The organism is Ruegeria sp. ABV4_181 (assembly GCF_056158465.1).
In genome coordinates this window covers 186,358-210,191 of the sequence record NZ_JBSWTI010000002.1, presented here as the reverse complement: position 1 = coordinate 210,191, position 23,834 = coordinate 186,358, and the positions used below count along the sequence as shown (strand labels likewise).

Sequence of the window (23,834 nt, the reverse complement as noted above, 5' to 3'; positions counted from 1 at the left end):
TCGCGGGGTTTGAGCCCCGCATAGTCTTCAGTTCCGGTCTGGGCAATCAATCTCATCCGCTCGGAAGTCCCCAGGACCCCGCCGCGCAGATGAGCTTGAAACTTCGTATTCTTCCTCAATAAGTGCACTGCGAAAGTCGAACAGTGGCTCTGAGCTCTGCTCAAGGCAGAGAGAAGAACGGGCTGAACGACGTCACAAAAAAGGCGGGCAATAGGGCCCGCCTTTCGCTTGATTACAGTGCGCCCGTCAGCTGTGGATCGGGCCGTCACCGCAGGCCAGCGCAGCCTCGCGCACGGCTTCCGAATAGGTCGGGTGGGCGTGACAGGTCAGCGCCAGATCCTCGGCAGAGGCGCCGAACTCCATCGCCACGCAGACCTCGTGGATCAGGTCGCCCGCCGCCGGACCGATGATATGCGCGCCCAGGATGCGATCGGTTTCCTTGTCGGCCAGAATCTTGACGAAGCCGTCTGCGGCAAAGTTCGCCTTGGCGCGGCCGTTACCCATGAACATGAACTTGCCGACCTTATAGGCGCGGCTCTGTTCTTTCAGGGTTTCTTCGGTCTCGCCCACATTGGCGACTTCGGGCCAGGTGTAGATCACACCCGGGATTACGCCATAATTGACATGGCCATGCTTGCCCGCGACCTGCTCGGCGGCGGCCATGCCCTCATCTTCGGCCTTGTGGGCCAGCATCGGACCTTCGGTCACGTCACCGATGGCGTAGATGCCCGGCACATTGGTCTGCCAGTCCGACCCCACCTTGATCTGGCCGCGCGGGGTCATTTCGACACCCAGAGCCTCAAGCCCCAGACCATCCGAGAACGGCTTGCGGCCGGTGGCGACCAGCACGGTGTCGGCGTCGATCACATGTTCGCTGTCATCCTTGCGCAGTTTGTACGTGACCTTGGCCTTGGTCTTTGTCGCTTCCGTCTTTTGCACCGCAGCGCCCATGACAAATTTCAGACCCTGCTTCTTGAGGATGCGCTGGAATGTCTTCTGCACCTCGGGGTCCATACCCGGCGTGATCACGTCGAGGAACTCGATCACCGTCACCTCGGCACCCAGGCGCTGATAGACCGAGCCTAGCTCCAGCCCGATGACGCCCGCGCCGATGACAACCATCTTTTTCGGAATCTTGCCCAGTGACAGCGCGCCGGTCGATGTCACGACCACCTTCTCATCCACCTCGACACCCGGCAGCGAGGCCGGCTCGGACCCGGACGCAATGATGATGTTTTTGGCTTCGTGAACCTCGTCGCCAACCTTGACCTTTCCGGCGGCAGGGATCGAGCCCCAGCCTTTGAGCCAGTCGATCTTGTTCTTCTTGAACAGGAACTCGATGCCCTTGGTGTTGCCCTCGATGGTCTCTTCCTTGTAGGCCTGCATCTGTTTCCAGTCGACCGACGGGCTTTTGCCCTTCAGGCCCATCTTGGCAAAGTTGTGCTCGGCCTCATGCAGTTGGTGGCTGGCATGCAACAGCGCCTTTGACGGGATGCAGCCCACGTTCAGGCATGTACCGCCCAGCGTCTCGCGTCCTTCGACCACAGCGGTTTTCAGACCCAGCTGGGCACAACGGATGGCGCAGACATAGCCGCCGGGACCGGCGCCGATTACGATGACGTCATAGTTAGCCATTATACTCTCCTAAATCGACCGGGTTACCCGGTGCCGGCACGGCCCCGGCATTGCCGGGGCTGGGCATAATCTTCTTCAAACAGGGTCCAGCAGCTTGATGCTGATATGCGCGATGCCGCCTCGTTCGTGGTGCATCGCCAGTTCCTCGGACCCGAAAAATGCCCTGGCCTTTTCCAGATCCAGAACTTCGAACATGGCGATGGCATGGTCGCGCTGATCGGGGTCGCGCCAGACATGCAGGTCGCGGATGCCCGCGGCTTTGCGCATCGGCTTGTCCTCGCGGAACACTTTCAGCCAGGCATCGAAATCGGCCACGTCGGCCTGCCAGAGTACATGCGTTGCCATGGTCACAGATCCATCAGCAGGCGGCGCGGGTCTTCCAGCGCCTCTTTTACGCGGACAAGGAACGTCACCGCCCCTTTGCCATCCACGATCCGGTGGTCATAGGACAGGGCCAGGTACATCATCGGACGGATCTTGATCTCGCCATTGATGACCATCGGGCGGTCCTGAATCTTATGCATGCCCAGAATACCCGATTGCGGCGGGTTCAGGATCGGCGAGGACATCAGCGAGCCATAAACACCACCATTCGAGATGGTGAACGTGCCGCCCTGCATCTCGGCCATGGACAGCTTTCCGTCACGCGCGCGCCTGCCCTTTTCGGCAATGGCCTTCTCGATCGCTGCAAAAGACATGCTGTCAGCGTCCCGGATGACCGGAACAACCAGACCCTGCGGCGTACCGGCGGCCACGCCCATATGCACGAAGTTCTTGTAGACGATGTCGGTGCCGTCAATCTCGGCATTGACCTCGGGAACTTCTTTCAGCGCATGACAGCAGGCTTTGGTGAAGAAGGACATAAAGCCCAGACGCACGCCGTGCTTTTTCTCGAACTGGTCCTTGTACTGGCTGCGTAGGGCCATCACCTCGGTCATGTCCACCTCGTTATAGGTGGTCAGGATCGCAGCGGTATTCTGCGCGTCCTTCAGGCGCTTGGCGATGGTCTGGCGCAGACGGGTCATGCGCACGCGTTCTTCCCGACCGGTATCCTCTGCCGCGACCGGAGCGCGCGGAGCCTGGGCTGCGGGGGCGGGCACAGCCGCCGCAGGCGCTGGGGCCGAAGCCGTGGCAACCGCTTTTGCGACGTCTTCTTTCATGATCCGCCCGTCGCGGCCCGTGCCGGTCACCTGATCCGCCGACAGGCCAGCTTCGGCCATCGCTTTCTCGGCGGAGGGTGCATTGGCCACGTCCTTGCCGCCGCCGTCACCGGTGCCCGCCGCCGGAGCAGCGGCAGGCGCTGCCGGTGCCGCCGCAGCACCCGCGGCCGCGCCCGAGATCACGGCCAGCTTTGCGGTGGCATCCACGGTCGCGCCTTCAGGCGCCACGATTTCGGCCAGAACACCGGCAGCCGGGGCCGGAACCTCGACCGAGACCTTGTCGGTTTCCAGCTCGCACAGCATTTCGTCCTGCGCGACGCTGTCGCCAACCTGCTTGAACCACGTCGACACGGTTGCCTCGGTCACGGATTCGCCCAGCGTCGGCACCATCACGTCAACGCTGCCACCCGTTGCCGCCGGGGCCGCAGCCGCCGGGGTGGGAGCCGCCGCCGGGGCAGGGGCCGCGCCCTCACCCGCAGCAATCGTCGCCAACAGCGCGTCGACGCCAACCGTTTCACCTTCGGCGGCAACAATTTCGCCCATAACGCCGGCGGCGGGAGAGGGTACCTCGACGGTGACCTTGTCGGTCTCCAGCTCACACAGCATTTCATCTACGGCAACGGCGTCGCCGGGTTTTTTGAACCATGTCGCAACCGTGGCTTCGGTTACCGACTCGCCAAGCGTGGGAACGCGAACTTCAATGGACATCGATTATTTTCCTTCAATGCTCAGCGCTTCGTTCACCAGCGCTTCTTGTTGGGCTTTGTGTTGGCTGGCCAGACCCGTCGCGGGCGAGGCCGAGGTGGCGCGGCCGACATAACGCGGCCTTGTGTGCTTGGCGCCAATGCGGGTCAGGACCCATTCGATATTCGGTTCGATAAACGTCCAGGCCCCCTGGTTCTTGGGTTCTTCCTGACACCAGATGATCTCGGCCCCCTTGAACCGCTCAAGTTCGTTGATCAGCGAGTGCGCCGGGAAGGGGTAATACTGTTCGATCCGCATCAGGTAGACATCGTCGATCCCACGGGCATCGCGTTCTTCCAGCAGGTCGAAATAGACCTTGCCGGAACACATCACGACCCGCTTGATCTTGTCGTCCTTGACCAGCTTGGTGTCCGAATTGCCGTGCTGCGCGTCATCCCACAGCACCCGGTGGAAGCTGGATCCGGTGGTGAACTCTTCCGCCTTGCTGACCGCCAGTTTGTGGCGCAGCAGCGATTTCGGCGTCACCAGGATCAGCGGTTTGCGGAAGGTGCGGTGCAGCTGGCGGCGCAGGATGTGGAAGTAATTCGCAGGTGTCGTACAGTTCGCCACGATCCAGTTGTCCTGACCGCACATCTGCAGGAACCGCTCCAGCCGCGCGGACGAGTGTTCGGGCCCTTGCCCTTCGAACCCGTGCGGCAGCAGGCAGACCAGACCGGACATGCGCAGCCATTTGCTTTCGCCAGAACTGATGAACTGATCGAACATGATCTGGGCTCCGTTGGCGAAATCGCCGAACTGCGCCTCCCACAGGGTCAGCGCGTTGGGCTCCGCCAGCGAGTAGCCGTATTCGAATCCCAGCACCGCATATTCGCTGAGCATCGAGTCGATGACTTCGTAATGCGACTGTCCTTTGCGGACGTTGTTCAGCGGGTAATAGCGTTCCTCGGTTTCCTGATGCACAAAGCCCGAATGGCGCTGGCTGAAGGTGCCGCGCGTTGCGTCCTGCCCGGACAGGCGCACCGGATAGCCCTCGGTCAACAGGGACCCGAAGGCCAGCGCCTCGCCGGTAGCCCAGTCGAACCCGGTGCCGCTGTCAAACATCTTTTTCTTGTGGTCCAGCAGCCGCGCCACGGTCTTGTGCACCGCGATATCCGCCGGCGCGTGGGTCAGGGCATTGCCGATCTCGGCCAGCGTTTCCGGAGTGATCGCGGTGTCGCCGCGCACATATTCCTCTTTGCTTTTGTCCATGTGGGACCAGCGCCCGTCCAGCCAGTCAGCCTTGTTGGGCTTATAGTCCTTGCCGGCCTCGAACTCGTCATTCAGATGCGCCTGGAAGGCGGCCTTCATGTCCTCGATCTCGCCTTCGGGGATCAGGCCGTCTTTGACCAGACGCTCGGTATAGAGGCTCAGCGTGGTCTTATGCGTCTTGATCTTCTTGTACATGATCGGGTTGGTGAACATGGGCTCGTCGCCCTCGTTATGCCCAAACCGGCGATAGCAGAAGATGTCGATGACCACGTCCTTGTGGAACTTCTGGCGGAACTCGGTCGCCACTTTGGCGGCATGTGTCACAGCCTCAGGATCGTCACCGTTCACGTGGAAAATCGGGGCCTCGACCATCAGCGCGATGTCCGTGGGATAGGGGCTGGAGCGACTGAAATGCGGTGCGGTGGTGAAACCGATCTGATTGTTGACCACGATATGCATGGTGCCACCGGTCTTGTGCCCGCGCAGCCCGCTCAGGCCGAACCCTTCGGCCACAACGCCCTGACCGGCAAAGGCAGCATCACCGTGCAGCAGGATGCCCATCACAGCGGTGCGGTCTTCGTCCTTCAACTGATCCTGCTTGGCGCGGACCTTGCCCAGCACCACCGGGTTCACCGCCTCAAGGTGGCTTGGGTTCGCGGTCAGCGAAAGATGCACGCTGTTGCCATCAAACTCGCGGTCGCTGGAGGCACCGAGGTGATATTTCACGTCGCCCGAGCCATCCACATCCTCGGGCTTGAAACTGCCGCCCTGGAATTCGTTGAAGATGGCGCGATAGGGCTTGCGCATCACGTTCGCCAGAATGTTCAGGCGACCCCGGTGCGGCATGCCGATCACGATGTCCCGCACGCCCAGCGCACCGCCGCGTTTGATGATCTGTTCCATCGCGGGGATCAGGGCTTCGCCCCCGTCCAGACCAAACCGCTTGGTGCCCATATACTTGACGTGCAGGAATTTTTCGAAGCCTTCCGCCTCGACCATCTTGTTCAGGATCGCCTTGCGGCCCTCCTTGGTGAACTGGATTTCCTTGCCATAGCCTTCGATCCGCTCTTTCAGCCACGCGGCCTGCTCGGGATTCGAGATATGCATGTATTGCAGCGCGAATGTGCCGCAATAGGTTCGCTTCACGATATCGACGATCTGCCGCATCGAGGCCATCTGCAGCCCCAGCACGTTGTCGATAAAGATCGGCCGGTCCATATCGGCATCGGTGAACCCGTAGGTCTTTGGGTCCAGTTCAGGGTGCGTACTGGCCGCGCGCATGCCCAGCGGGTCCAGATTGGCGGCCAGATGGCCCCGGATGCGGTAAGCCCGGATCAGCATCAGCGCCCGCAGGCTGTCCAGCACCGCGCGCTTGATCTGGTCGTCGCTGACCTCGACGCCCTTGGCGGCAGCCTTGTCCTTGATCTTCTTGCCCGCGGCCTTGGCGTCGATCTCGGCCCATTCCCCGGTCAGCGCTCCGGTCAGATCATCCGCTGGCATCGGTGGCCAGTCGGTCCGCGCCCAGGACGGGCCTTCGGCCTCGCGCTGGATGTCGGGTGCGGCATCACCCATGGCCCGGAAAAACTCGGCCCAGGCGGCGTCTACGGCACCGGGGTCCCTGGTGTACTGGGCATAAAGCTGCTCCAGATATTCGGCATTATGCCCCTGCATAAAGCTTGAGGCATGAAAGGCAGAGTTGGGCGTATGTTCGGTCATTGGGCTACCTCATATGGGTTGGGACCGTATTGGTTGGTGCCTGGCTGGCTGGGGCGGGCCAGCCACCACAGAACCAGGAGGGGCGACACAAACAGGACAAGCAGTGTCGGAATGACGATCAGCAGCGTGGCGCGGGTGAACAGGATGTCCAGATTGCCGCCATGCTGGAAATGGGACGCAAGGCCGATGCCAAAGATCAGAACCGCGCCGGCCCCGAGGATCAGCAGGATCGGCAGCAGAGCATAAAGCCCGCTGCGCCCGGTATCATGCATCCGCCGCCACGCGACGGCCAGATGCGGGAGGAACACGATCAGGGTCACAATGCTCTGCACAGGAGCCGAGGACGTGGCGGTGACGGATTTCACCTCATCGCTCTGGCTGACCGAGACTTGCGTGAAGAACTGCGCGTCGATGATCCCGGCGATAAAGCTCCAAATCACGATGAACAGAAAAAAGAACCAGTATTCGGGCCGCGCGGCACGACCAGAGAAGGTGAAGAACTTGAAGAAACAGGTGCGGATGGCGTCAGAGAAGGTCATTAGACGCCGCCACTCAGAATCTTGCTAGTTGGAGTTCTCACTTGATTAATCCCCACGACGCTCAACTGAATTGCCTAAGGTGGATGTGTAGCACAACTGGGAGAAAACCGATTTCCGGAAACGTCTCGTTTCGAAATGCGGATAGGCGAGTAAATGTGCTTCCCACATGCTCATAGAATTTAATTCTATGTTCATAGCTTTCTCTGCCAGCTCCTTCCGAAGTTTCCTTACCAGAATAGCTAATAGCGCTGGGAACCCGGTCATGATCCGGGCCGAGATAGTACCAAAAATCCAACTTGTTTGAGCTGCTTTGGGTACTAGACGACGAAGTTTTGTAGGCATCAAAAAACTGCCAACTGGCTTCAGACATATGTCTGGGAAACGCAGCGACTATATTTAGTTCGCAATCGAAGCCCGGCTTGGCCGTCGCCATAACGATAGGTTCTGCCGCCTCGTGATCTGAGACTAAACTCGTTCCTTTTTCGTCATTGGCTTTCCATACGACACTGACCAAAGGGGTATGGGGGCTAGTGGACTTCCACGGCTCTCCAGCGAAACGTTCAACCGAGTGATTGGATTGTCTCCGAGAGGTTCGCGATAAATATAGCGCGTCTTCCGCCGTAGCTAGTTGGAGCCTGCTCAAATAAGCCATGGTTCCAGTGTGATCGTTTATGGACGCACTTCGAAGCCCATCCCTTTTGGCAAACGCTGGCAGCGACTTCACGGCAATTCGGTTTAAGTGTTTTACTTGATCAAGATCGATAGACGATATCAACGATAAGTAAGTGGAAAGGTTGGGCCACTTGAAGAACAACTGCGTACTTCTAATTTCGTCGGCGGCATCAGACAACCGGCGACGCCCAAATGCTCTTTCAAGCATTTGAGCTCTATCGCGGCGGCTACCTTTCCGTAGGAGCATTACCCAATCGCTTCCAGCACGGCTTCACCCAGCTGCGCCGGGCTTTCGGCCACAACGATACCGGCCGAGCGCATGGCTTCGATCTTGTCCTCAGCACCGCCCTTGCCACCGGCGACAATCGCGCCCGCGTGGCCCATGCGGCGGCCCGGAGGGGCTGTGCGGCCGGCGATGAAACCGGCGGTCGGCTTCTTGCGGCCCTTCTTGGCCTCATCCGCCAGGAACTGCGCGGCTTCTTCCTCGGCCGAGCCGCCGATCTCACCGATCATGATGATTGAGTGGGTCTCGTCATCCGCCAGGAACCATTCCAGCACGTCGATATGTTCGGTCCCTTTGATCGGGTCGCCGCCGATGCCCACGCAGGTGGACTGGCCCAGACCCACATCGGTGGTCTGCTTGACGGCTTCATAGGTCAGCGTACCCGAACGGGACACAACGCCGACCGAGCCACGCTTGTGGATGTGGCCGGGCATGATGCCGATCTTGCAGGCGTCGGGCGTGATGACACCGGGGCAGTTCGGGCCGATCAGGCGCGAGCTTGAGCCTTCCAGCGCGCGCTTCACCTTCATCATGTCCAGAACCGGAATGCCTTCGGTGATGCAGACGATCACCTCCATCTCGGCATCAATCGCTTCGAGGATCGAGTCAGCCGCGAAGGGCGGCGGAACATAGATCACCGAGGCATTGGCTTCGGTCACAGCTTTGGCTTCGTGGACCGAGTTGAACACGGGCAGGTCAAGATGGGTCATCCCGCCTTTGCCCGGCGTCACGCCGCCGACCATCTTGGTGCCATAAGCAATGGCTTGTTCGGAGTGGAATGTGCCCTGCGAGCCGGTAAAGCCCTGACAGATCACTTTGGTGTTTTCGTCGATGAGGACTGCCATTTTCGTGGCTCCTTATACTGGCGTATATTGCGTTGGAAACGAGCATTCGCGGCTGTCTCGCCATTGGATACCGAATCCTCTGGAAATCGAATCCACGGACTTTGCATCGGCGGTTGCAAAAAACTCGCGTGCATTATGTTGTTTGAAGTAGAAAAGCGACTTGCCGTCCTGCCCGTCACCCGATTCAGAAACACCGCGTTCTGCAATCATGACTTGGCAACCTTGGTTCTTAAGCCTTTCAAAGAACTCTTCCGCATCTTCTAGTTGGGAAAACGGCCGGGAAGCGACATCTGAGGTTTCTGTCCAAGCCCCCCATTCGTGTGGATCGAACCAGTCTACCCAAAACCGGCTAGACATCCATTTATCAGCATGAATTGGCGTCACGGACGAGTTCAACCCTTAACCGCCTTCACGATCTTCTCTGCACCGTCTTTCAGGTTGTCCGCCGCGATCACGTCCAGGCCCGAGGTATTGATGATCTCCTTGCCCTTCTCGACATTCGTGCCTTCCAGACGTACGACCAGCGGAACCTGCAGGCCGACCTCTTTCACCGCGGCGACAACGCCCTCGGCGATGACGTCACAGCGCATGATGCCGCCGAAGATGTTGACCAGAATGCCTTTGACCTGCGGGTCCGAGGTGATGATCTTGAACGCCTCGGTCACCTTCTCCTTGGTGGCGCCACCGCCCACGTCGAGGAAGTTGGCAGGCTCGGCCCCATACAGCTTGATGATGTCCATCGTCGCCATCGCCAGACCCGCACCGTTCACCATGCAGCCGATCTCGCCATCCAGCGCGATGTAGTTGAGGTCGTATTTGCTGGCTTCCAGCTCTTTCGGGTCTTCTTCGGTGGTGTCACGCAGCTCGGCGATATCCGGGTGGCGGTAGACCGCGTTGCCGTCAAAACCGACCTTGGCGTCCAGCACTTTCAGGTCGCCCTTGTCCGAGATGATCAGCGGGTTGATCTCCAGCATCTCCATGTCCTTCTCGACGAAGGCGTTATAGAGCTGGCTCATCAGCTTGACGCATTGCTTGACCTGCGCGCCTTCCAGACCCAGCGAGAAGGCGATGCGGCGGCCGTGATAGGGCTGATAGCCGGTGGCCGGGTCCACCGAGAAGGACAGGATTTTCTCGGGCGTGGCTGCGGCCACCTCTTCGATATCCATTCCGCCTTCGGTCGAGCAGACAAAGGAAATGCGGCTGGTCTGGCGATCCACCAGAAGCGCCAGGTAGAGTTCGCGTTCGATGCCGGACCCGGCCTCGATATAAATGCGGTTGACCTGCTTGCCCGCCGGGCCGGTCTGGTGGGTAACCAGCGTGCGGCCCAGCATCTTCTTGGCTTCCTCGGCCGCTTCTTCGACCGATTTGGTCAGACGGACGCCGCCCTTTTCACCGGCGTCGACCTCTTTGAACGAGCCCTTGCCGCGGCCACCCGCGTGGATCTGTGCTTTGACAACCCACAGAGGGCCGTCCAGTTCACCGGCTGCGGTTTTGGCTTCCTCGGCGCGCAGAACCGCGCGACCTTCGGAGACCGGAGCGCCATAGCTGCGAAGAAGCGCTTTGGCCTGATATTCGTGAATGTTCATCGAAACTGTCCCGTCTGACTACGATTACATCGTTATAGGGGGGTCTAGGGGACAAGGTTAAAGGCTTTTTTGATGATCGGCGGGTTTTTCACGAAGATTTTCAGTATTTGTGATCACAGCTTTTTGGGGTGTGATCACAAAAACAGCGGGCGTTCCGGCTTGATTCGATCATTCACCGGCAGGGGCACAAAAGACATTCAAATAAGGCGTTTGCGACGTTTGCGCCAACATCCGCGACCCGGGTCCCGCTGAAACAGGGCGAAGGGCAAAAGAAAACCGGCCCGCAACGGGGCCGGTTCAATAACTTCGGCGCGATACGTTTAGCCGAGCGAGCTGTCGATGCCCTTACACGCCTCAATCAGGCCCTTCACGGCATTGACCGAGTTGTCGAAACCGGCCTGTTCCTCTTCGTTCAGGGTGATGTTGACGATCTTTTCGATGCCGCCGGCGCCGATCACCGTGGGCACGCCCACATACATGCCGCTCACACCCAGCTCGCCATCGCAATAGGCGGCGCAGGGCAGGACGCGCTTTTGGTCTTTCAGATAGGCCTCGGCCATTTCGATGGCCGAGGTGGCCGGCGCGTAATAGGCCGAGCCGGTTTTCAGCAGGCCGACGATCTCGGCGCCACCGTCACGGGTGCGCTGCACGATTGCGTCCAGCTTGTCCTGCGTGGTCCAGCCCATTTCGACCAGATCGGGCAGCGGGATGCCGGCAACGGTCGAATAGCGCACTGACGGCACCATGGTGTCGCCATGGCCACCCAGAACAAAGGCGGTAACGTCACGCATCGATACTTCGAACTCTTCCGCCAGGAAGTGGCGGAAACGGGCCGAATCCAGAACGCCAGCCATACCGCAGACCTTGTTGTGCGGCAGGCCCGAGAATTCACGCAACGCCCAGACCATCGCGTCCAGCGGATTGGTGATGCAGATGACGAACGCATCGGGTGCGTTGGCGGCGATGCCTTCGCCGACCGATTTCATGACCTTTAGGTTGATGCCCAGCAGGTCGTCGCGGCTCATGCCCGGCTTGCGGGGAACACCGGCGGTCACGATGCAGACATCCGCGCCTGCGATATCGGTATAGGACTGGGTACCCTTCAGCGTGGCGTCGAACCCTTCGGCGGGACCCGATTCAGCGATGTCCAGCGCCTTGCCTTCCGGGATGCCTTCGGCGATGTCGAACAGAACGACGTCACCAAGTTCTTTCATTGCTGCGAGGTGGGCGAGCGTGCCGCCGATCTGACCTGCGCCGATCAGCGCGATCTTGGGTCTGGCCATTTGGAATATCTCCGGTCGGTTTTGAAATCGCGGTTTTGCTAGTCCTTTAAGCCGCATCGCGCAAGGGTCCTGCAACGCGGCATGCGACCGCATACCGTTTGCAACGGTAACGGTGATTGCGCTAAACGGCCTGAGAGACAAGCCTAAAAGCCGGACGTTGCATGTTCGAACTGAACCTGATGTTTTTTGCCGTGGCGATCCCGGCCGTGATCTTTGCGGGTATCTCGAAGGGCGGGTTCGGCTCGGGCGTGGCGTTTGCGTCTTCGTCGATTCTGGCTCTGATCCTGAATCCCGGTCAGGCGCTGGCGCTGATGTTGCCGATCCTGATGGTGATTGATGTAGCCACCCTTGGCCCCTACTGGAAACGCTGGAGCTGGCCGGATTCGCGCCTGCTGATCCTGGGTGCCGTGCCAGGGGTTGCACTGGGGGCCTGGCTGTACCGCGCCACCGATGACGATCTGCTGCGGCTTCTGATCGGTGGAATATCGGTCGGATTCGTGATCTGGCACGTGGCGCAGACCCGGGGTTGGGTGCGCGGATTTACCAACCGTCTGCCGCCTCCTGCCGGGCTGTTTGCCGGGCTGGTCGCGGGGTTCACCAGTTTTGTAAGCCATGCAGGCGGTCCGCCTGCCGCCGTTTACCTGTTGTCACAACGCCTGACGAAGACCGAGTTTCAGGCGAGTACCGTTTTGGTCTTCTGGGTCGTGAATGTCGCGAAATTTGTGCCTTACGCCTATCTGGGTCTGTTCACATGGCACACAGCCCTGGCGGATCTGCTGTTGATCCCGTTCGCGATCCTGGGCGCGTGGCTGGGCGTCCGGGCGCATTTCATGCTGTCCGAACGCCTGTTCTTTGCCATTGCCTATGTGCTGCTGACCCTCACCGGTAGCAAGCTGATCTGGGACGCGCTGACCTAAGCATTGGGCGGCAGCGCCTCGGCCATGTCCTCATAAGCCTGTCCCGAGGCGACAAGGCAGGTCATCCCGTCGGGCAGAGTCACCGTGATCGTCCAACTGCCGCTTTGGTCCGAGGCGTACACCTCCATCACCGCGCCCTGACGCGCGATGCCGATGCCCCGGCGCGTTTCGCCATAGGTTTCAGCCAGCCGCTTCACCACATCCGCACGTGGGGCGCAGGTTCGGGCGTGCACCTGCTGCGCGGCCAGAACCATGATCCCCAGGCCCATCGTCATCTTGAAAAACGTCTTTTTCATCCGCGAACCCCTTTCAATTCCATCTGGCCATCAGGGTGCGGGCCGCGGACCGAAATCCCGTTAAGGCAACGCGCGTTGCGTCCTGAATTGGGTGAATGCTGCGCTGCGGCGATTTTGCGCTTGAACTTTCCGGTAAAAAATGCCCCATTCCGCGCAATAATATTTCAAAGGGAAAGATCAATGGACCCCCGTCAGCGCCCCTATCGTTCGGTTCTCTATATCCCCGGTTCCAAGGACCGGGCGCTGGACAAGGCGCGCACCTTGCCGGTGGACGCGGTCATCTTTGACCTGGAAGATGCGGTCGCTGCGGACGAAAAAGAAAACGCCCGCGAGACGCTCAAGGCGGCGCTGGCCACGGGGGGTTACGGGGCGCGGGTCAGGATTGTGCGCATCAACGGGCTGGATACCGAATGGGGACGCGCAGATGCCGAGGCCGTACGCGGGATGGACGCCGATGTGGTTTTGCTGCCCAAGGTGAACTCTGCGGCTGATGTGGATGCGCTGGCCGCGATCACTGGCGATATCCCGATCTGGGCGATGATGGAAACCCCGCGCGGAATGCTGAACGCCGCCGAGATTGCCGCGCATCCGCTGATGGCGGGCTTTGTCATGGGCACCAACGATCTGGCCAAGGAATTGCAGACCCGGTTCCGCCCTGATCGCCTGCCGTTGATGACCTCGCTGGGTCTGTGTTTGCTGGCCGCCAAGGCCGAAGGGTTGATCATCGTCGATGGTGTCTACAACGCCTTCAAGGATAGCGACGGTCTGGCCGCTGAATGCGCGCAGGGTCGTGATATGGGGTTCGACGGCAAAACCCTGATCCACCCCGCGCAGGTTGACGTCACCAATACAGCCTTTGCGCCATCCGACGCTGAGATCGACCTTGCCAGGCGCCAGATCGCCGCCTTTGAAGAGGTCGAGGCGCAAGGGCAGGGGGTCGCGGTTGTCGACGGCAAGATTGTCGAAAACCTGCACGTTGCAACGGCCCGCGAAATTCTGGCAAAAGCAGAGGCGATTACAGCTTTGCAAGCGGGGTAAGCCAGCATGGGCTTTGTTCTTCTGATTTTGGGTGTGGCGCTGTGGTGGGCCGCACATCTGTTCAAACGCGTGATGCCCGAGCGGCGTGCCGCCATGGGCGACGCGGGCAAGGGCGCGGTTGCGCTGTCGCTGGTGGTTGCGATTTTGCTGATGATTTTCGGCTATCGCAGCGCGGATTCCTTCGATACGATCAACTTCCCTCCGGCCCTGCAGCACATCAACAATCTGCTGGTTCTGATCGCGATCTGGATGATGAGCCCCGCCGGAACCAAGGGACGTATCCTGAACGGTATGCGCCATCCGATGCTGCTTGGGTTTGCGCTTTGGGCCTTTGCGCATTTGCTGGTCAATTACGATCCGGCCTCGCTTATCCTGTTTGGCGGTTTGCTGGCCTGGGCCGTGGTGGAAATGATCACGATCAACCGCTCGGAACCCGACTGGACACCCGGCGCGCCCGGAACCTATGGCAAGGACGCCATGTTCTTCGTGGGGTCGATCGTTCTGTTGGGCGTCATCGGGTATATCCACGGGCTGGTCGGCCCGTCGCCGTTCCCCTCGTAAGGACCTGACAACATGACACAACTCTACCGTCTGCTGACCGAAGAGGACACATCCGCCTTCTGTCACAAAGTGTCGGATGCGCTGGCGAAAGGGTGGTCGCTTTATGGCGATCCGTCTTATGCCTATGACGCCGCCAGTGGTGTGATGCGCTGTGCGCAGGCCGTGACCAAAGTGGTTGAGGCCGAGTATTCCCCTGAAATGAAACTGGGACAGCAATAATGGCAAAAACCAATCCGGGCCGCTTTTTCGAGGATTACACCGTCGGTCAGGTGCTGCATCACGCGGTGCCGCGCACCGTGACCAATGGAGAGCGGGCGTTGTACCATGCGCTCTATCCGGCTCGGCATGCGCTGTATTCCTCGGACGCGTTCGCCCGGAATTGCGGCCTGCCGCAAAGTCCGATCGACGATCTTGCGGCCTTCCACGTGGTCTTTGGCAAGACCGTGCCGGATATCTCGCTGAACGCGGTGGCCAATCTGGGTTACGCCGAGGGGCGCTGGCTGAAGCCGGTTTATCCCGGTGATACGCTGCGGTCCGAATCCGAAGTGATCGGTCTCAAGCAGAATTCCAACGGCAAGACCGGCGTGGTTTGGGTGCGCACCCGTGGTCTGAACCAGCGCGACGAAGTTGTGATCGAATACGTGCGCTGGGTGATGGTGCGCAAATCGAACCCCGACGCCCCGGCACCGGCAACGGTCATGCCTGAATTGAAGCCGGCGCTCGACCCGCAGGATTTGGTGGTGCCAGAAGGGTTGAACTTTTCGGAATACGATTTTGCCCAGTCTGGCGAGGCGCATCGTCTGGGCGATTACGAAATCGGGGAAACCATCGACCATGTCGATGGCGTCACCGTGGAAGAGGCCGAGCATATGCTGGCCACCCGTCTGTGGCAGAACACGGCCAAGGTGCATTTCGACCTGACCTTCCGCCCCGACGGGCGGCTGATCTATGGCGGTCACGTGATCTCGATGGCGCGCGCGCTGTCGTTCAATGGCCTGGCAAACGCGCAAATGATCGTGGGGCTGAACGGTGGCGCCCATGCAAACCCGTGTTTTGCCGGCGATACCATCAAAGCCTGGTCCGAGGTTCTGGAGAAGGCCGAAACCGCCGTGCCCGGCGTTGGTGCCATTCGTCTGCGGTTGGTGGCCATCAAGGGCGGCGAGCCGTTTTCGCTGAAGAATGCGGATGGCCGATATATGCCTGACGTGTTGCTAGACCTGGATTATTGGGCCTTGATGCCGGTTTGATAGCTGTCGGTGACATTCATTTGAACGCAGCCTGCCACATTCATGCTAGGCTGTGTTCATGGTCCTGCTTCGCTCTGCCGTCACTTGCCTGTTTCTGACTCCGCCCGCCATGGCGTGCGACCTTGCACTGGCCTTGGCGGTGGATGTGTCCGGCTCCGTCGATTCAACGGAATACCGCATCCAGATGGACGGTCTGGCCGCCGGTTTGCGCGACCCGGTGGTGTCCGAGGCGCTGTTGCGCGGGCAGGCGCGTCTGATGCTGGTGCAATGGACCGGATCGTCGCGGCAGAAGGTCACGATTCCCTGGACCCATATCGACAGTTTCGACACGCTGGATCGTTTTGCCGATCAGGTGGCCGCTGACCCAAGGGTCTGGCGCAACTTCTCCACGGCGATCGGCGAGGCGCTGGAAATGACCATGTCCAGTTTTGATGCCGTCGCCGAGTGCAAGCGCCACCTGATCGACATCTCGGGCGACGGGGTATCGAATGAAGGGGTGGAACCGTCCGAAGTGCACAGCGTTCTGCGGACCCGGGGGGTGACCGTGAACGCCATTGCCATCGAAGAAAGCGAACCTGACCTGACCGCTTATTTCTTTGAAAACGTGATCGTGGGCGAGGGCGCATTTGTGGTTTCGGCCACAGGATTCGCCGACTATCCAGAGCGCATCCGCAAGAAGCTGTTGCGCGAAGTCACCCAGCAAACAGCCGGCATAGACTAGGCCTGCCAGAGATTCGGTGCTGTCGGCGCTAACACCGCGGCGGCGCATTTTCTTTTGTGATCACGACAATATTTTGTGTGATCACATTCAGGCAATATCCGGGATTTTGCACCAATTATTGGTTTTTTTGCAATTGCAGCACGTGACAGAGGGGCAAAAACAAGTAAAACCTTCGGAAGCCAACCGAAAAGGAGCCGCCATGGCCGATGTCAATCGGGGCAACCGCCCGTTATCGCCGCACCTGTCGATCTACCGTCCACAGCTGACCTCGGTCACGTCCATCCTGACGCGGATCACAGGAAACGCGCTGATCGTAGCAGCCCTGCTGATCGTCTGGTGGTTTTTGGCCGCAGCGACGTCGCCCGAGGCTTTCGATCGCGCGAACTGGTGGCTGACCTCGGTTCTGGGCGATCTGGTGATGGCGTTTTCGCTTTGGGGTCTGTGGTACCACACGCTGGCCGGTGTCCGTCACCTGATCTGGGACAATGCGGTCGGGCTGGATTTGCCCACCGCGGAAAAGCTGGGTTGGGCGGTTGTGATCGGTTCGGTCCTTCTGACCCTGATCACCCTGCTGATCGTTGCGTGAAGGAGGCCTGACATGCGTTTTCTGACAGACCGCAAACGTGCGACCGGCCTGGGTTCGGCCAAGGCGGGAACGGCTCATTTCTGGCGGATGAAGGTCAGTTCGGTGGCTTTGCTGATCCTCGTTCCGCTGTTCATCTTCACATTCGGCCCGGTTCTGGGTCAGCCCTATGACGTGGTGCTGGACTATTACGCGCGCCCGTTCCCGGCCATTGTTGCCGCGCTGACGCTGGTGATCGGATTCAAGCACTTTGCCGAGGGCGCTCAGGTTATGCTTGAGGACTATGTCCACGGCACCATGGAAAAGGTGCTGATCATCCTCACCACCTGTCTGTCTTACGGTGCGGCAGCGGCTGGCCTATTCGCCATCGCGCGCATCGCCCTTTAATTCCCGGAGCTGAAAGAAATGGCTGCATACGAATACGAAACGCATGAATATGACGTGGTCGTTGTCGGCGCCGGCGGGGCGGGTCTGCGGGCCACGCTGGGCATGGCGGAACAGGGGCTGCGCACCGCCTGTGTGACCAAGGTTTTCCCGACGCGTTCGCACACCGTCGCCGCACAGGGCGGCATCGCCGCATCGCTGTCGAACATGGGACCCGACCACTGGCAGTGGCACATGTACGACACCGTCAAGGGCTCGGACTGGCTGGGGGACACCGACGCGATGGAATACCTCGCGCGGGAAGCTCCCAAGGCCGTTTACGAGTTGGAACACTATGGCGTGCCCTTCAGCCGGACCGAGGAAGGCAAGATCTATCAGCGCCCCTTTGGCGGCCACACAACCGAGTTCGGCGAAGGCCCCGCCGTGCAGCGCACCTGCGCCGCAGCGGACCGGACCGGCCATGCGATCCTGCACACGCTATACGGTCAGTCGCTGAAGAATAACGCCGAGTTCTACATCGAATATTTCGCCATCGACCTGATCATGTCCGAGGACGGACAGTGTCAGGGCGTCGTCTGCTGGAAGCTCGACGACGGCACGATGCATGTCTTCAACGCCAAGATGGTTGTTCTGGCAACCGGTGGCTATGGCCGGGCGTATTTCAGCGCCACCTCGGCCCATACCTGTACCGGCGACGGCGGCGGCATGGTGGCCCGAGCGGGTCTGGCGCTGCAGGATATGGAATTCGTGCAGTTCCACCCGACCGGCATCTATGGCTCGGGCTGCCTGATAACCGAAGGCGCGCGGGGTGAGGGCGGATACCTGACCAACTCGGAAGGCGAGCGGTTCATGGAGCGTTATGCGCCCCAGTACAAGGACCTGGCGCCACGCGATTATGTCTCGCGCTCGATGACCATGGAAATCCGCGAAGGGCGCGGCCATGGCGACGACGGCGACCACATCCACCTGAACCTCAGCCACCTGCCGGCTGAGGCGCTGGCGGAGCGTTTGCCGGGCATTTCCGAATCCGCGCGCGTGTTTGCCGGGGTGGACGTGACGAAAGAGCCGATCCCGGTTCTGCCGACAGTTCATTACAATATGGGCGGTATCCCGACGAACTATTGGGGTGAGGTACTGAACCCGACCGCCGACAACCCGACCGCAGTGGTGCCGGGGCTGATGGCCGTGGGCGAGGCCGGATGTGCCTCGGTCCATGGCGCAAATCGTCTGGGCTCCAACTCGCTGATCGACCTCGTGGTGTTTGGACGCGCGGCAGCAATCCGCGCGGGCAAGGTCGTGGATGCCGACGCGGCGAATCCGGTTCTGAACCAGGCTTCGGTAGACAAAGCGTTTGATCGGTTCGATGCGGTCCGCAATGCCAGCGGCGCGGTTCCGACCGCCGATCTGCGGCTTGAGATGCAGAAGACCATGCAAGAGGACGCGGCCGTGTTCCGGACCGCCAAGACCATGGCCGAAGGCGTCGAAAAGATGACCGCAATTGCCGCCAAACTGGATGACCTGAAAGTGTCTGACCGGTCGCTGGTCTGGAACAGTGACCTGATGGAAACGCTGGAGCTGACCAACCTGATGCCCAGTGCGCTGGCCACCATCGTCGGTGCCGAGGCGCGCAAGGAATCCCGCGGTGCCCACGCGCATGAGGATTTCACCGAGCGCGATGACGAAAACTGGCGTGTCCATACCGTCTCACGGGTCGAAGGCAACACGGTTGAACTCAGCTATCGTCCTGTGATCACGGATCCGTTGACTACAGAAGACGAAGGCGGAATCAGCCTGCAGAAGATTGCGCCAAAGGCGCGGACATTCTGAATCGGACCGGCAGCATCACCCGCGATTGCGGGTGGTGCACCACCTGATGGTTCGACCAGTCCGCCTAGACATCGAACAGACCGCTGTCGACCCTTGCGAAAAGGACATCACAATCGGCGGCACCGGGCCGGACTGGACGAATGAAATCCAGGATTTCGAACCCGTTTTCCGCCATGCAAGCCACGAAATCCGAAAACCGGTATCCGTTTTCATATCTGGGCCTGACCGATGTTTCCGCGATGACAAATTGCGTCTGTTTCAGGGTTTCCGAAGCGCCGCGAATGACCTCGATCTCGTAACCTTCGGTGTCGATCTTTATGCCAAACGGGCCACTATAGTCTTTGGAAATTGCGTCCAGCGTGCGAACCGGTACATCGCGACGCTCAACATCGGCAAAGATCGCCGCGTAATTGTCGGTATAATTCATGACCGATGCCCGGCTGTGGCGTGCCCGGGCTTCGGTTGACGGGACATTCAGCGTCACGCTTCCGTCTTCGCTGCCGGCCGCAATGCAGTAGAAATCAAAATCAATGGTCTCGCGCCAGCGCTCGACTTTTTCCTCGCTTTCCGCCACCGGATCGATCAGCACAAACTTTGCATCCTGAAACGCCATGTACAAAGGCGGGGTACCGGCATCCACCCCGATGTCGATTATCGTTTTGGGGCTGAATTTATAGCCGGACAGCAGACGGGCGTCCATTTCGGTCCGCTCAATGGCATAGCCGCTGCGCGCAAGGCGCCGGATGATCCGCATCGGGCGGTCGGCGATCTGAGCCCCGGCCGGATTGATCGACGAAATCTCAAGCCCCAGTGATTTCAGGGCTTTGACAAAGTCGAACGGGTTGGCAAGTGCCATTGGGTGCTCCTTATTGCGGGGCGCGGCGCCGCGCGTGGTCCGGATTGAAATTGCCTGATAACACGTTATGAGGCCACGGCTTACAGCAATTCCGACAATGCGCGCTTCAGGTCGCCGGAAATGCGGGCCGGGCTGCGTTCTTTGGCAAATTCGAAACACGCACGCCGTTTCGCGATCAGCTCTTCCTCGGGCATCTCGATCACATGCTTCATCATCCGGATCAATCCCCGGTGATTTTGCGTTGAATACAGCAGGTCGTGACACTCTTCCGGGGTCGTCTGTCTGTGCGGTTCGATATCTGGCCCGATAATCGGCAGGCCAAAGGTCTGCGCCAGCATGGCGGTGCCGGATGTGAAGGTTGTCGTCGACGGCAAGACATAGGCATGCGCGCCGGAAAATACGGCAGGTATGTCCTGATCCGGGATGCGGTCGGGGATGACGGTGACTTTCGGGTTGCTCTGCATCTGGCGCATCAGGTGGCGCCCGGGCCAGAACACCCGGCCAACCACCGACAAATGAAAGTCATAACCCCGGTTCACCAGCTTTTTTGCAGCATGTTCCAGCCGCTCAAGCTCGCGGTTCCCGCGCATGGTTCCAAAGGTCAAAAACCGGGTAAAATCGCGATGCGCCATCGGGCGATTGATCGTCGAGTCCTCGGGCTCATAGACACCCAGATAGCTGGGATGCGGGATCAACCGGATTTTGCCGGGGTCCGCGCCGTAAACCTCGATCATATGCTGGCGGGCGTGCGGTGTGTGCACATGAATCAGATCGACCAGATCGGAAAGCTGCTGGCGAACGGCGCGAAAGCCGTCGCTTTGGCTGGTCCGTGAATGTGCGAACCGATTGTGAATTGTCCAGATGACGCGCCCGCCCTGATCCTGAAACCCTTTCAGCTGGTCCCGCGCACGCAGAAACCCCTGATCCGGTGGTGCGCCATCTTCATCCGGCATGCGAAAAAGCCGGTCGTCCCAATGGAGGTGAACAATGTCATTCTCGGACCGGAACTCGGGTCTTCCAAAGCTGTTGATTTCCGCGTTTCGTGCCGCCGCCAGCGTAAATTCCGGCGCGCAGGACATGTACATCATGTTCTGATACGGGTTTTTTGTGCCGTAGGGGATGTTGACGACTTTGCTTGGCATTCACTGTCCTGAAACCGGCCCAATCTGTTTTCGATCGGGCAAGGTGGGCTCCCATTACGCGGTGGGTTCATGAAGGCGATTTTGCCCAATTTTCTTGACTGTTTTCAAGGCAAAACGGTTGGCTTTCGGGGTCTCAGCGTGTATCCATTTACGGGAATTTAGCGAGGTCGGAAATGGTACAACTCACCCTGCCAAAAAATTCCCGGATCACCACCGGTAAAACCTGGCCCAAGCCGGAAGGTGCCAGCAACGTTCGCAAGTTTCAGATCTATCGCTGGAACCCCGACGATGGGCAGAATCCCCGGGTGGATACCTATTTCGTTGATATGGACAATTGCGGCCCGATGGTTCTGGACGCGCTGATCAAGATCAAGAACGAGATCGATCCGACCCTGACCTTCCGCCGGTCCTGCCGCGAAGGCATCTGCGGGTCCTGCGCGATGAATATCGACGGGATCAACACGCTGGCCTGTATCTACGGCATGGATGAGATCAAGGGTGATGTGAAGATTTACCCGTTGCCGCACATGCCGGTCGTCAAGGACCTGATCCCCGACCTGACCCATTTCTACGCGCAGCACGCCAGTATCATGCCGTGGCTGGAAACCAAGACCAACCGGCCGGCGAAGGAATGGAAGCAGTCCATCGAAGACCGTAAGAAGCTGGATGGTCTCTATGAATGCGTGATGTGCGCCAGCTGTTCGACGTCGTGCCCCAGCTACTGGTGGAACGGAGATCGCTATCTTGGCCCCGCCGCGTTGCTGCATGCTTACCGCTGGATCATCGACAGCCGGGACGAGGCCACGGGTGAGCGTCTGGACGATCTGGAAGATCCGTTCAAACTGTACCGCTGCCACACGATCATGAACTGTGCAAAGACCTGCCCGAAGGGATTGAATCCGGCCAAGGCGATTGCAGAGATCAAGAAGATGATGGTCGAACGGGCGGTCTGATCGCCGGGCTTTGCAACCAGCGCATAGCGTGAATGCGGAAATATGCCATGCGCTGATCCCTGTTCGGACCTATCTTTCGGACAGGGAGGGGTGATGAAACCGAAACGGAATCGCTCCGATGCAGACACGAAATTCTGAAAACAAGACACCTGCGGCTGAAGCCCTTGAACTGCTGGAACAGGCATGGGCCTATTACAGCCCGGAACAAAAGCAGCCGACCACGCAGCGCGAACCCGACTTGTTCGAATACGCAAACGCCGCCTGATCCGACCTTCCGAAACTTGCAAATCCGAACCAAAGCGGGCAATGAATCGGCATGCCCGTTTTGTTGCTCATACTGGCCGCCGGAGTGTTCGCCTATTTTCTGTGGCGGGCGCGTTCATCGTCCTTGACCCGGGATTGCCGTTGGCGGCAACACCGAAAGGAAGGGGTCTGGGTCTGCGCCTTTTGCGGGGCGCAGCAGGAAGGGGCCGATACACCGACCCGCTGCCTGCGCAGCCCCTAGGGGCGGCGCCCTCAATCAGCTATTAGGCGGCCTCCGAAAAGGCCGCGTGCAGCGCAATTTCGACCATATCGCCAAAACTGCTCTCGCGCTCGGATGACGGCAAAGCCTCGCCAGTCAGCAAATGGTCGGAAACGGTGAGCACGGCCAGAGCCCGACATTTGTGACGCGCCGCCAGAATGTAAAGCTCGGCGGCTTCCATCTCGACCCCAAGAATTCCATGCCGGACCATCTGTTCATTCAGATCCGGACGCTCATCATAGAATACATCGGACGAGTAGATCCCGCCGACATGCGTGGGTGTTCCCTTGGCCGCCGCGGCCCGAGCAGCGGCCTGAAGCAGACCCCAATCGGCGCAAGGGGCAAAGTTCATCTCTTTCATGATACCGCGTGACGGAGTGCTGAGCGTCGTTGATGTCATCGCCAGAATGACGTCGCGGACCTTGATGCTGTCCTGCATTCCACCGCAGGACCCGATGCGAATCAGAGTCTTCGCCCCGAAATCCCGGATCAGTTCGTTGGCATAAATCGACAGGGACGGCATGCCCATGCCGCTGCCCTGAATTGTAACCGGATTTCCCTTCCAGCTTCCGGTAAAACCCAGCATTCCGCGCACGTTATTGACCAGTTTTGGCTGGTCCAAAAACGTCTCTGCCGCCCATTTTGCCCGATACGGATCACCTGGCATTAATACGGTTTCAGCGATATCGCCTTTTTCGGCGCCAATATGAATTGTCATTTCGAAACCAATTCCTGTCAGATTTCCAAATCAGAAATATCCGCACCCGATTGCAGAGCATCGTAAATCCACTGTGGTTTGCGTCCGCGCCCTGACCAGGTCTGTTCCGGGTTCGCGGGGTTTCTGTATTTCGCGCTTGCTTTCAAACTCTTAGGGCCTTTGGTGCCTTCGCTCGACAATTCAGAAAGCGAGTACCCGAATTCAGCGGCCGCTTTTTCGGCCGCTTTCAAAGCTTCTTTACGCTCTCGTTTTTCGGCGCTTCTCAGCGCCCTTTCAACCTGATCGCGCAATTCAAGAAGTTCTTTGCGCGACATTTTGTCTAGGTTGATCGCCATTTTATTCTCCAATTCGAAATTTGACTTCGGCGGACGCGCTTTCACCGTAATTCTAATTTCG

25 protein-coding genes are annotated in these 23,834 nt (G+C 59.5%); 11 read left to right on the top strand and 14 right to left on the bottom strand.

Annotated features, from left to right (window positions below):
• Positions 1 to 246: 246 nt before the first annotated feature.
• From lpdA to mdh, 9 genes are all read right to left on the bottom strand, one after another.
• Complete coding sequence (gene lpdA / locus ACXAC3_RS01020; protein ID WP_475154569.1) at positions 247 to 1,635, bottom strand: dihydrolipoyl dehydrogenase; 1,389 nt, start codon at positions 1,633 to 1,635, stop codon at positions 247 to 249.
• A 75-nt stretch (positions 1,636 to 1,710) separates the two neighbouring features.
• Entirely contained in the window at positions 1,711 to 1,980 is a 270-nt protein-coding gene (locus ACXAC3_RS01015) for a hypothetical protein (protein ID WP_475154567.1), read from the bottom strand.
• A 2-nt stretch (positions 1,981 to 1,982) separates the two neighbouring features.
• Positions 1,983 to 3,503, bottom strand: coding sequence for a 2-oxoglutarate dehydrogenase complex dihydrolipoyllysine-residue succinyltransferase (gene odhB / locus ACXAC3_RS01010; RefSeq protein WP_475154563.1), 1,521 nt, complete (start codon positions 3,501 to 3,503; stop codon positions 1,983 to 1,985).
• 3 nt (positions 3,504 to 3,506) lie between these two features.
• Entirely contained in the window at positions 3,507 to 6,464 is a 2,958-nt protein-coding gene (locus tag ACXAC3_RS01005; RefSeq protein WP_475154561.1) for a 2-oxoglutarate dehydrogenase E1 component, read from the bottom strand.
• Positions 6,461 to 7,003, bottom strand: a complete 543-nt coding sequence (locus ACXAC3_RS01000; protein WP_475154559.1) for a DUF805 domain-containing protein — start codon at positions 7,001 to 7,003, stop codon at positions 6,461 to 6,463. The genes ACXAC3_RS01005 and ACXAC3_RS01000 overlap by 4 nt, the downstream gene beginning before the upstream one ends.
• Positions 7,004 to 7,921: 918 nt before the next feature.
• Positions 7,922 to 8,803 (bottom strand): succinate--CoA ligase subunit alpha, encoded by an 882-nt coding sequence (sucD, locus tag ACXAC3_RS00995; RefSeq protein ID WP_037316727.1) that lies wholly within the window; start codon positions 8,801 to 8,803, stop codon positions 7,922 to 7,924.
• Between the two features lie 12 nt (positions 8,804 to 8,815).
• Complete coding sequence (locus ACXAC3_RS00990) at positions 8,816 to 9,187, bottom strand: hypothetical protein (protein WP_475154554.1); 372 nt, start codon at positions 9,185 to 9,187, stop codon at positions 8,816 to 8,818.
• An 8-nt stretch (positions 9,188 to 9,195) separates the two neighbouring features.
• Positions 9,196 to 10,389, bottom strand: coding sequence for an ADP-forming succinate--CoA ligase subunit beta (sucC, locus tag ACXAC3_RS00985; RefSeq protein ID WP_475154551.1), 1,194 nt, complete (start codon positions 10,387 to 10,389; stop codon positions 9,196 to 9,198).
• A 320-nt stretch (positions 10,390 to 10,709) separates the two neighbouring features.
• A complete protein-coding gene (gene mdh / locus ACXAC3_RS00980; RefSeq protein WP_475154545.1) occupies positions 10,710 to 11,672 on the bottom strand; it encodes a malate dehydrogenase in 963 nt (320 codons plus the stop codon).
• A 161-nt stretch (positions 11,673 to 11,833) separates the two neighbouring features.
• On the opposite strand from mdh, the gene ACXAC3_RS00975 reads away from it, so the two are divergent.
• Positions 11,834 to 12,589 carry a sulfite exporter TauE/SafE family protein gene (locus ACXAC3_RS00975; RefSeq protein WP_475154541.1) on the top strand — a complete coding sequence of 252 codons (756 nt, stop codon included), beginning with the start codon at positions 11,834 to 11,836 and terminating at the stop codon, positions 12,587 to 12,589.
• Here ACXAC3_RS00975 and ACXAC3_RS00970 read toward each other — a convergent pair.
• Positions 12,586 to 12,885, bottom strand: a complete 300-nt coding sequence (locus ACXAC3_RS00970; protein ID WP_475154535.1) for a hypothetical protein — start codon at positions 12,883 to 12,885, stop codon at positions 12,586 to 12,588. The two genes, ACXAC3_RS00975 and ACXAC3_RS00970, sit on opposite strands and share 4 nt — an antisense overlap.
• A 180-nt stretch (positions 12,886 to 13,065) precedes the next feature.
• On the opposite strand from ACXAC3_RS00970, the gene ACXAC3_RS00965 reads away from it, so the two are divergent.
• The 8 genes from ACXAC3_RS00965 (at position 13,066) to sdhA (ending at position 19,246) form a co-directional block, all read left to right on the top strand.
• Positions 13,066 to 13,923 (top strand): HpcH/HpaI aldolase/citrate lyase family protein, encoded by an 858-nt coding sequence (locus ACXAC3_RS00965; protein WP_475154532.1) that lies wholly within the window; start codon positions 13,066 to 13,068, stop codon positions 13,921 to 13,923.
• A gap of 6 nt (positions 13,924 to 13,929) precedes the next feature.
• Positions 13,930 to 14,484, top strand: a complete 555-nt coding sequence (locus tag ACXAC3_RS00960) for an NnrU family protein (protein ID WP_475154530.1) — start codon at positions 13,930 to 13,932, stop codon at positions 14,482 to 14,484.
• Between the two features lie 12 nt (positions 14,485 to 14,496).
• Positions 14,497 to 14,703, top strand: coding sequence for a DUF1737 domain-containing protein (locus ACXAC3_RS00955; protein ID WP_475154527.1), 207 nt, complete (start codon positions 14,497 to 14,499; stop codon positions 14,701 to 14,703).
• Complete coding sequence (locus ACXAC3_RS00950) at positions 14,703 to 15,731, top strand: MaoC family dehydratase (protein WP_475154522.1); 1,029 nt, start codon at positions 14,703 to 14,705, stop codon at positions 15,729 to 15,731. The genes ACXAC3_RS00955 and ACXAC3_RS00950 overlap by 1 nt, the downstream gene beginning before the upstream one ends.
• Positions 15,732 to 15,789: 58 nt before the next feature.
• Entirely contained in the window at positions 15,790 to 16,452 is a 663-nt protein-coding gene (locus ACXAC3_RS00945) for a DUF1194 domain-containing protein (RefSeq protein ID WP_475154516.1), read from the top strand.
• Positions 16,453 to 16,651: 199 nt separating this feature from the next.
• Positions 16,652 to 17,038 carry a succinate dehydrogenase, cytochrome b556 subunit gene (sdhC, locus tag ACXAC3_RS00940; protein WP_475154510.1) on the top strand — a complete coding sequence of 129 codons (387 nt, stop codon included), beginning with the start codon at positions 16,652 to 16,654 and terminating at the stop codon, positions 17,036 to 17,038.
• A gap of 12 nt (positions 17,039 to 17,050) precedes the next feature.
• Positions 17,051 to 17,422, top strand: coding sequence for a succinate dehydrogenase, hydrophobic membrane anchor protein (gene sdhD / locus ACXAC3_RS00935; RefSeq protein WP_475154504.1), 372 nt, complete (start codon positions 17,051 to 17,053; stop codon positions 17,420 to 17,422).
• 18 nt (positions 17,423 to 17,440) lie between these two features.
• Positions 17,441 to 19,246: a succinate dehydrogenase flavoprotein subunit gene (gene sdhA, locus ACXAC3_RS00930; protein WP_475154498.1), complete on the top strand. Its 1,806-nt coding sequence runs from the start codon at positions 17,441 to 17,443 to the stop codon at positions 19,244 to 19,246.
• A 64-nt stretch (positions 19,247 to 19,310) separates the two neighbouring features.
• Here the strand turns inward: sdhA and ACXAC3_RS00925 are convergent, their stop codons facing one another.
• Together ACXAC3_RS00925 and ACXAC3_RS00920 are read right to left on the bottom strand one after the other, a co-directional pair.
• Positions 19,311 to 20,102 carry an FkbM family methyltransferase gene (locus ACXAC3_RS00925; RefSeq protein ID WP_475154495.1) on the bottom strand — a complete coding sequence of 264 codons (792 nt, stop codon included), beginning with the start codon at positions 20,100 to 20,102 and terminating at the stop codon, positions 19,311 to 19,313.
• An 80-nt stretch (positions 20,103 to 20,182) separates the two neighbouring features.
• On the bottom strand, positions 20,183 to 21,244 hold the full coding sequence (locus ACXAC3_RS00920; protein ID WP_475154494.1) for a glycosyltransferase family 4 protein: 1,062 nt from the start codon (positions 21,242 to 21,244) through the stop codon (positions 20,183 to 20,185).
• Positions 21,245 to 21,417: 173 nt separating this feature from the next.
• Between ACXAC3_RS00920 and ACXAC3_RS00915 the strand changes: the two genes are divergently transcribed.
• Together ACXAC3_RS00915 and ACXAC3_RS00910 are read left to right on the top strand one after the other, a co-directional pair.
• Complete coding sequence (locus ACXAC3_RS00915; protein WP_475154491.1) at positions 21,418 to 22,197, top strand: succinate dehydrogenase iron-sulfur subunit; 780 nt, start codon at positions 21,418 to 21,420, stop codon at positions 22,195 to 22,197.
• Between the two features lie 118 nt (positions 22,198 to 22,315).
• Positions 22,316 to 22,462, top strand: a complete 147-nt coding sequence (locus ACXAC3_RS00910) for a hypothetical protein (RefSeq protein ID WP_475154486.1) — start codon at positions 22,316 to 22,318, stop codon at positions 22,460 to 22,462.
• Positions 22,463 to 22,724: 262 nt separating this feature from the next.
• On the opposite strand, the gene deoD is transcribed toward ACXAC3_RS00910, so the two are convergent.
• Both deoD and ACXAC3_RS00900 read right to left on the bottom strand, forming a co-directional pair.
• Entirely contained in the window at positions 22,725 to 23,438 is a 714-nt protein-coding gene (deoD, locus tag ACXAC3_RS00905; protein ID WP_475154483.1) for a purine-nucleoside phosphorylase, read from the bottom strand.
• Between the two features lie 17 nt (positions 23,439 to 23,455).
• Entirely contained in the window at positions 23,456 to 23,773 is a 318-nt protein-coding gene (locus ACXAC3_RS00900; protein ID WP_475154481.1) for an H-NS histone family protein, read from the bottom strand.
• Positions 23,774 to 23,834 lie beyond the last annotated feature (61 nt).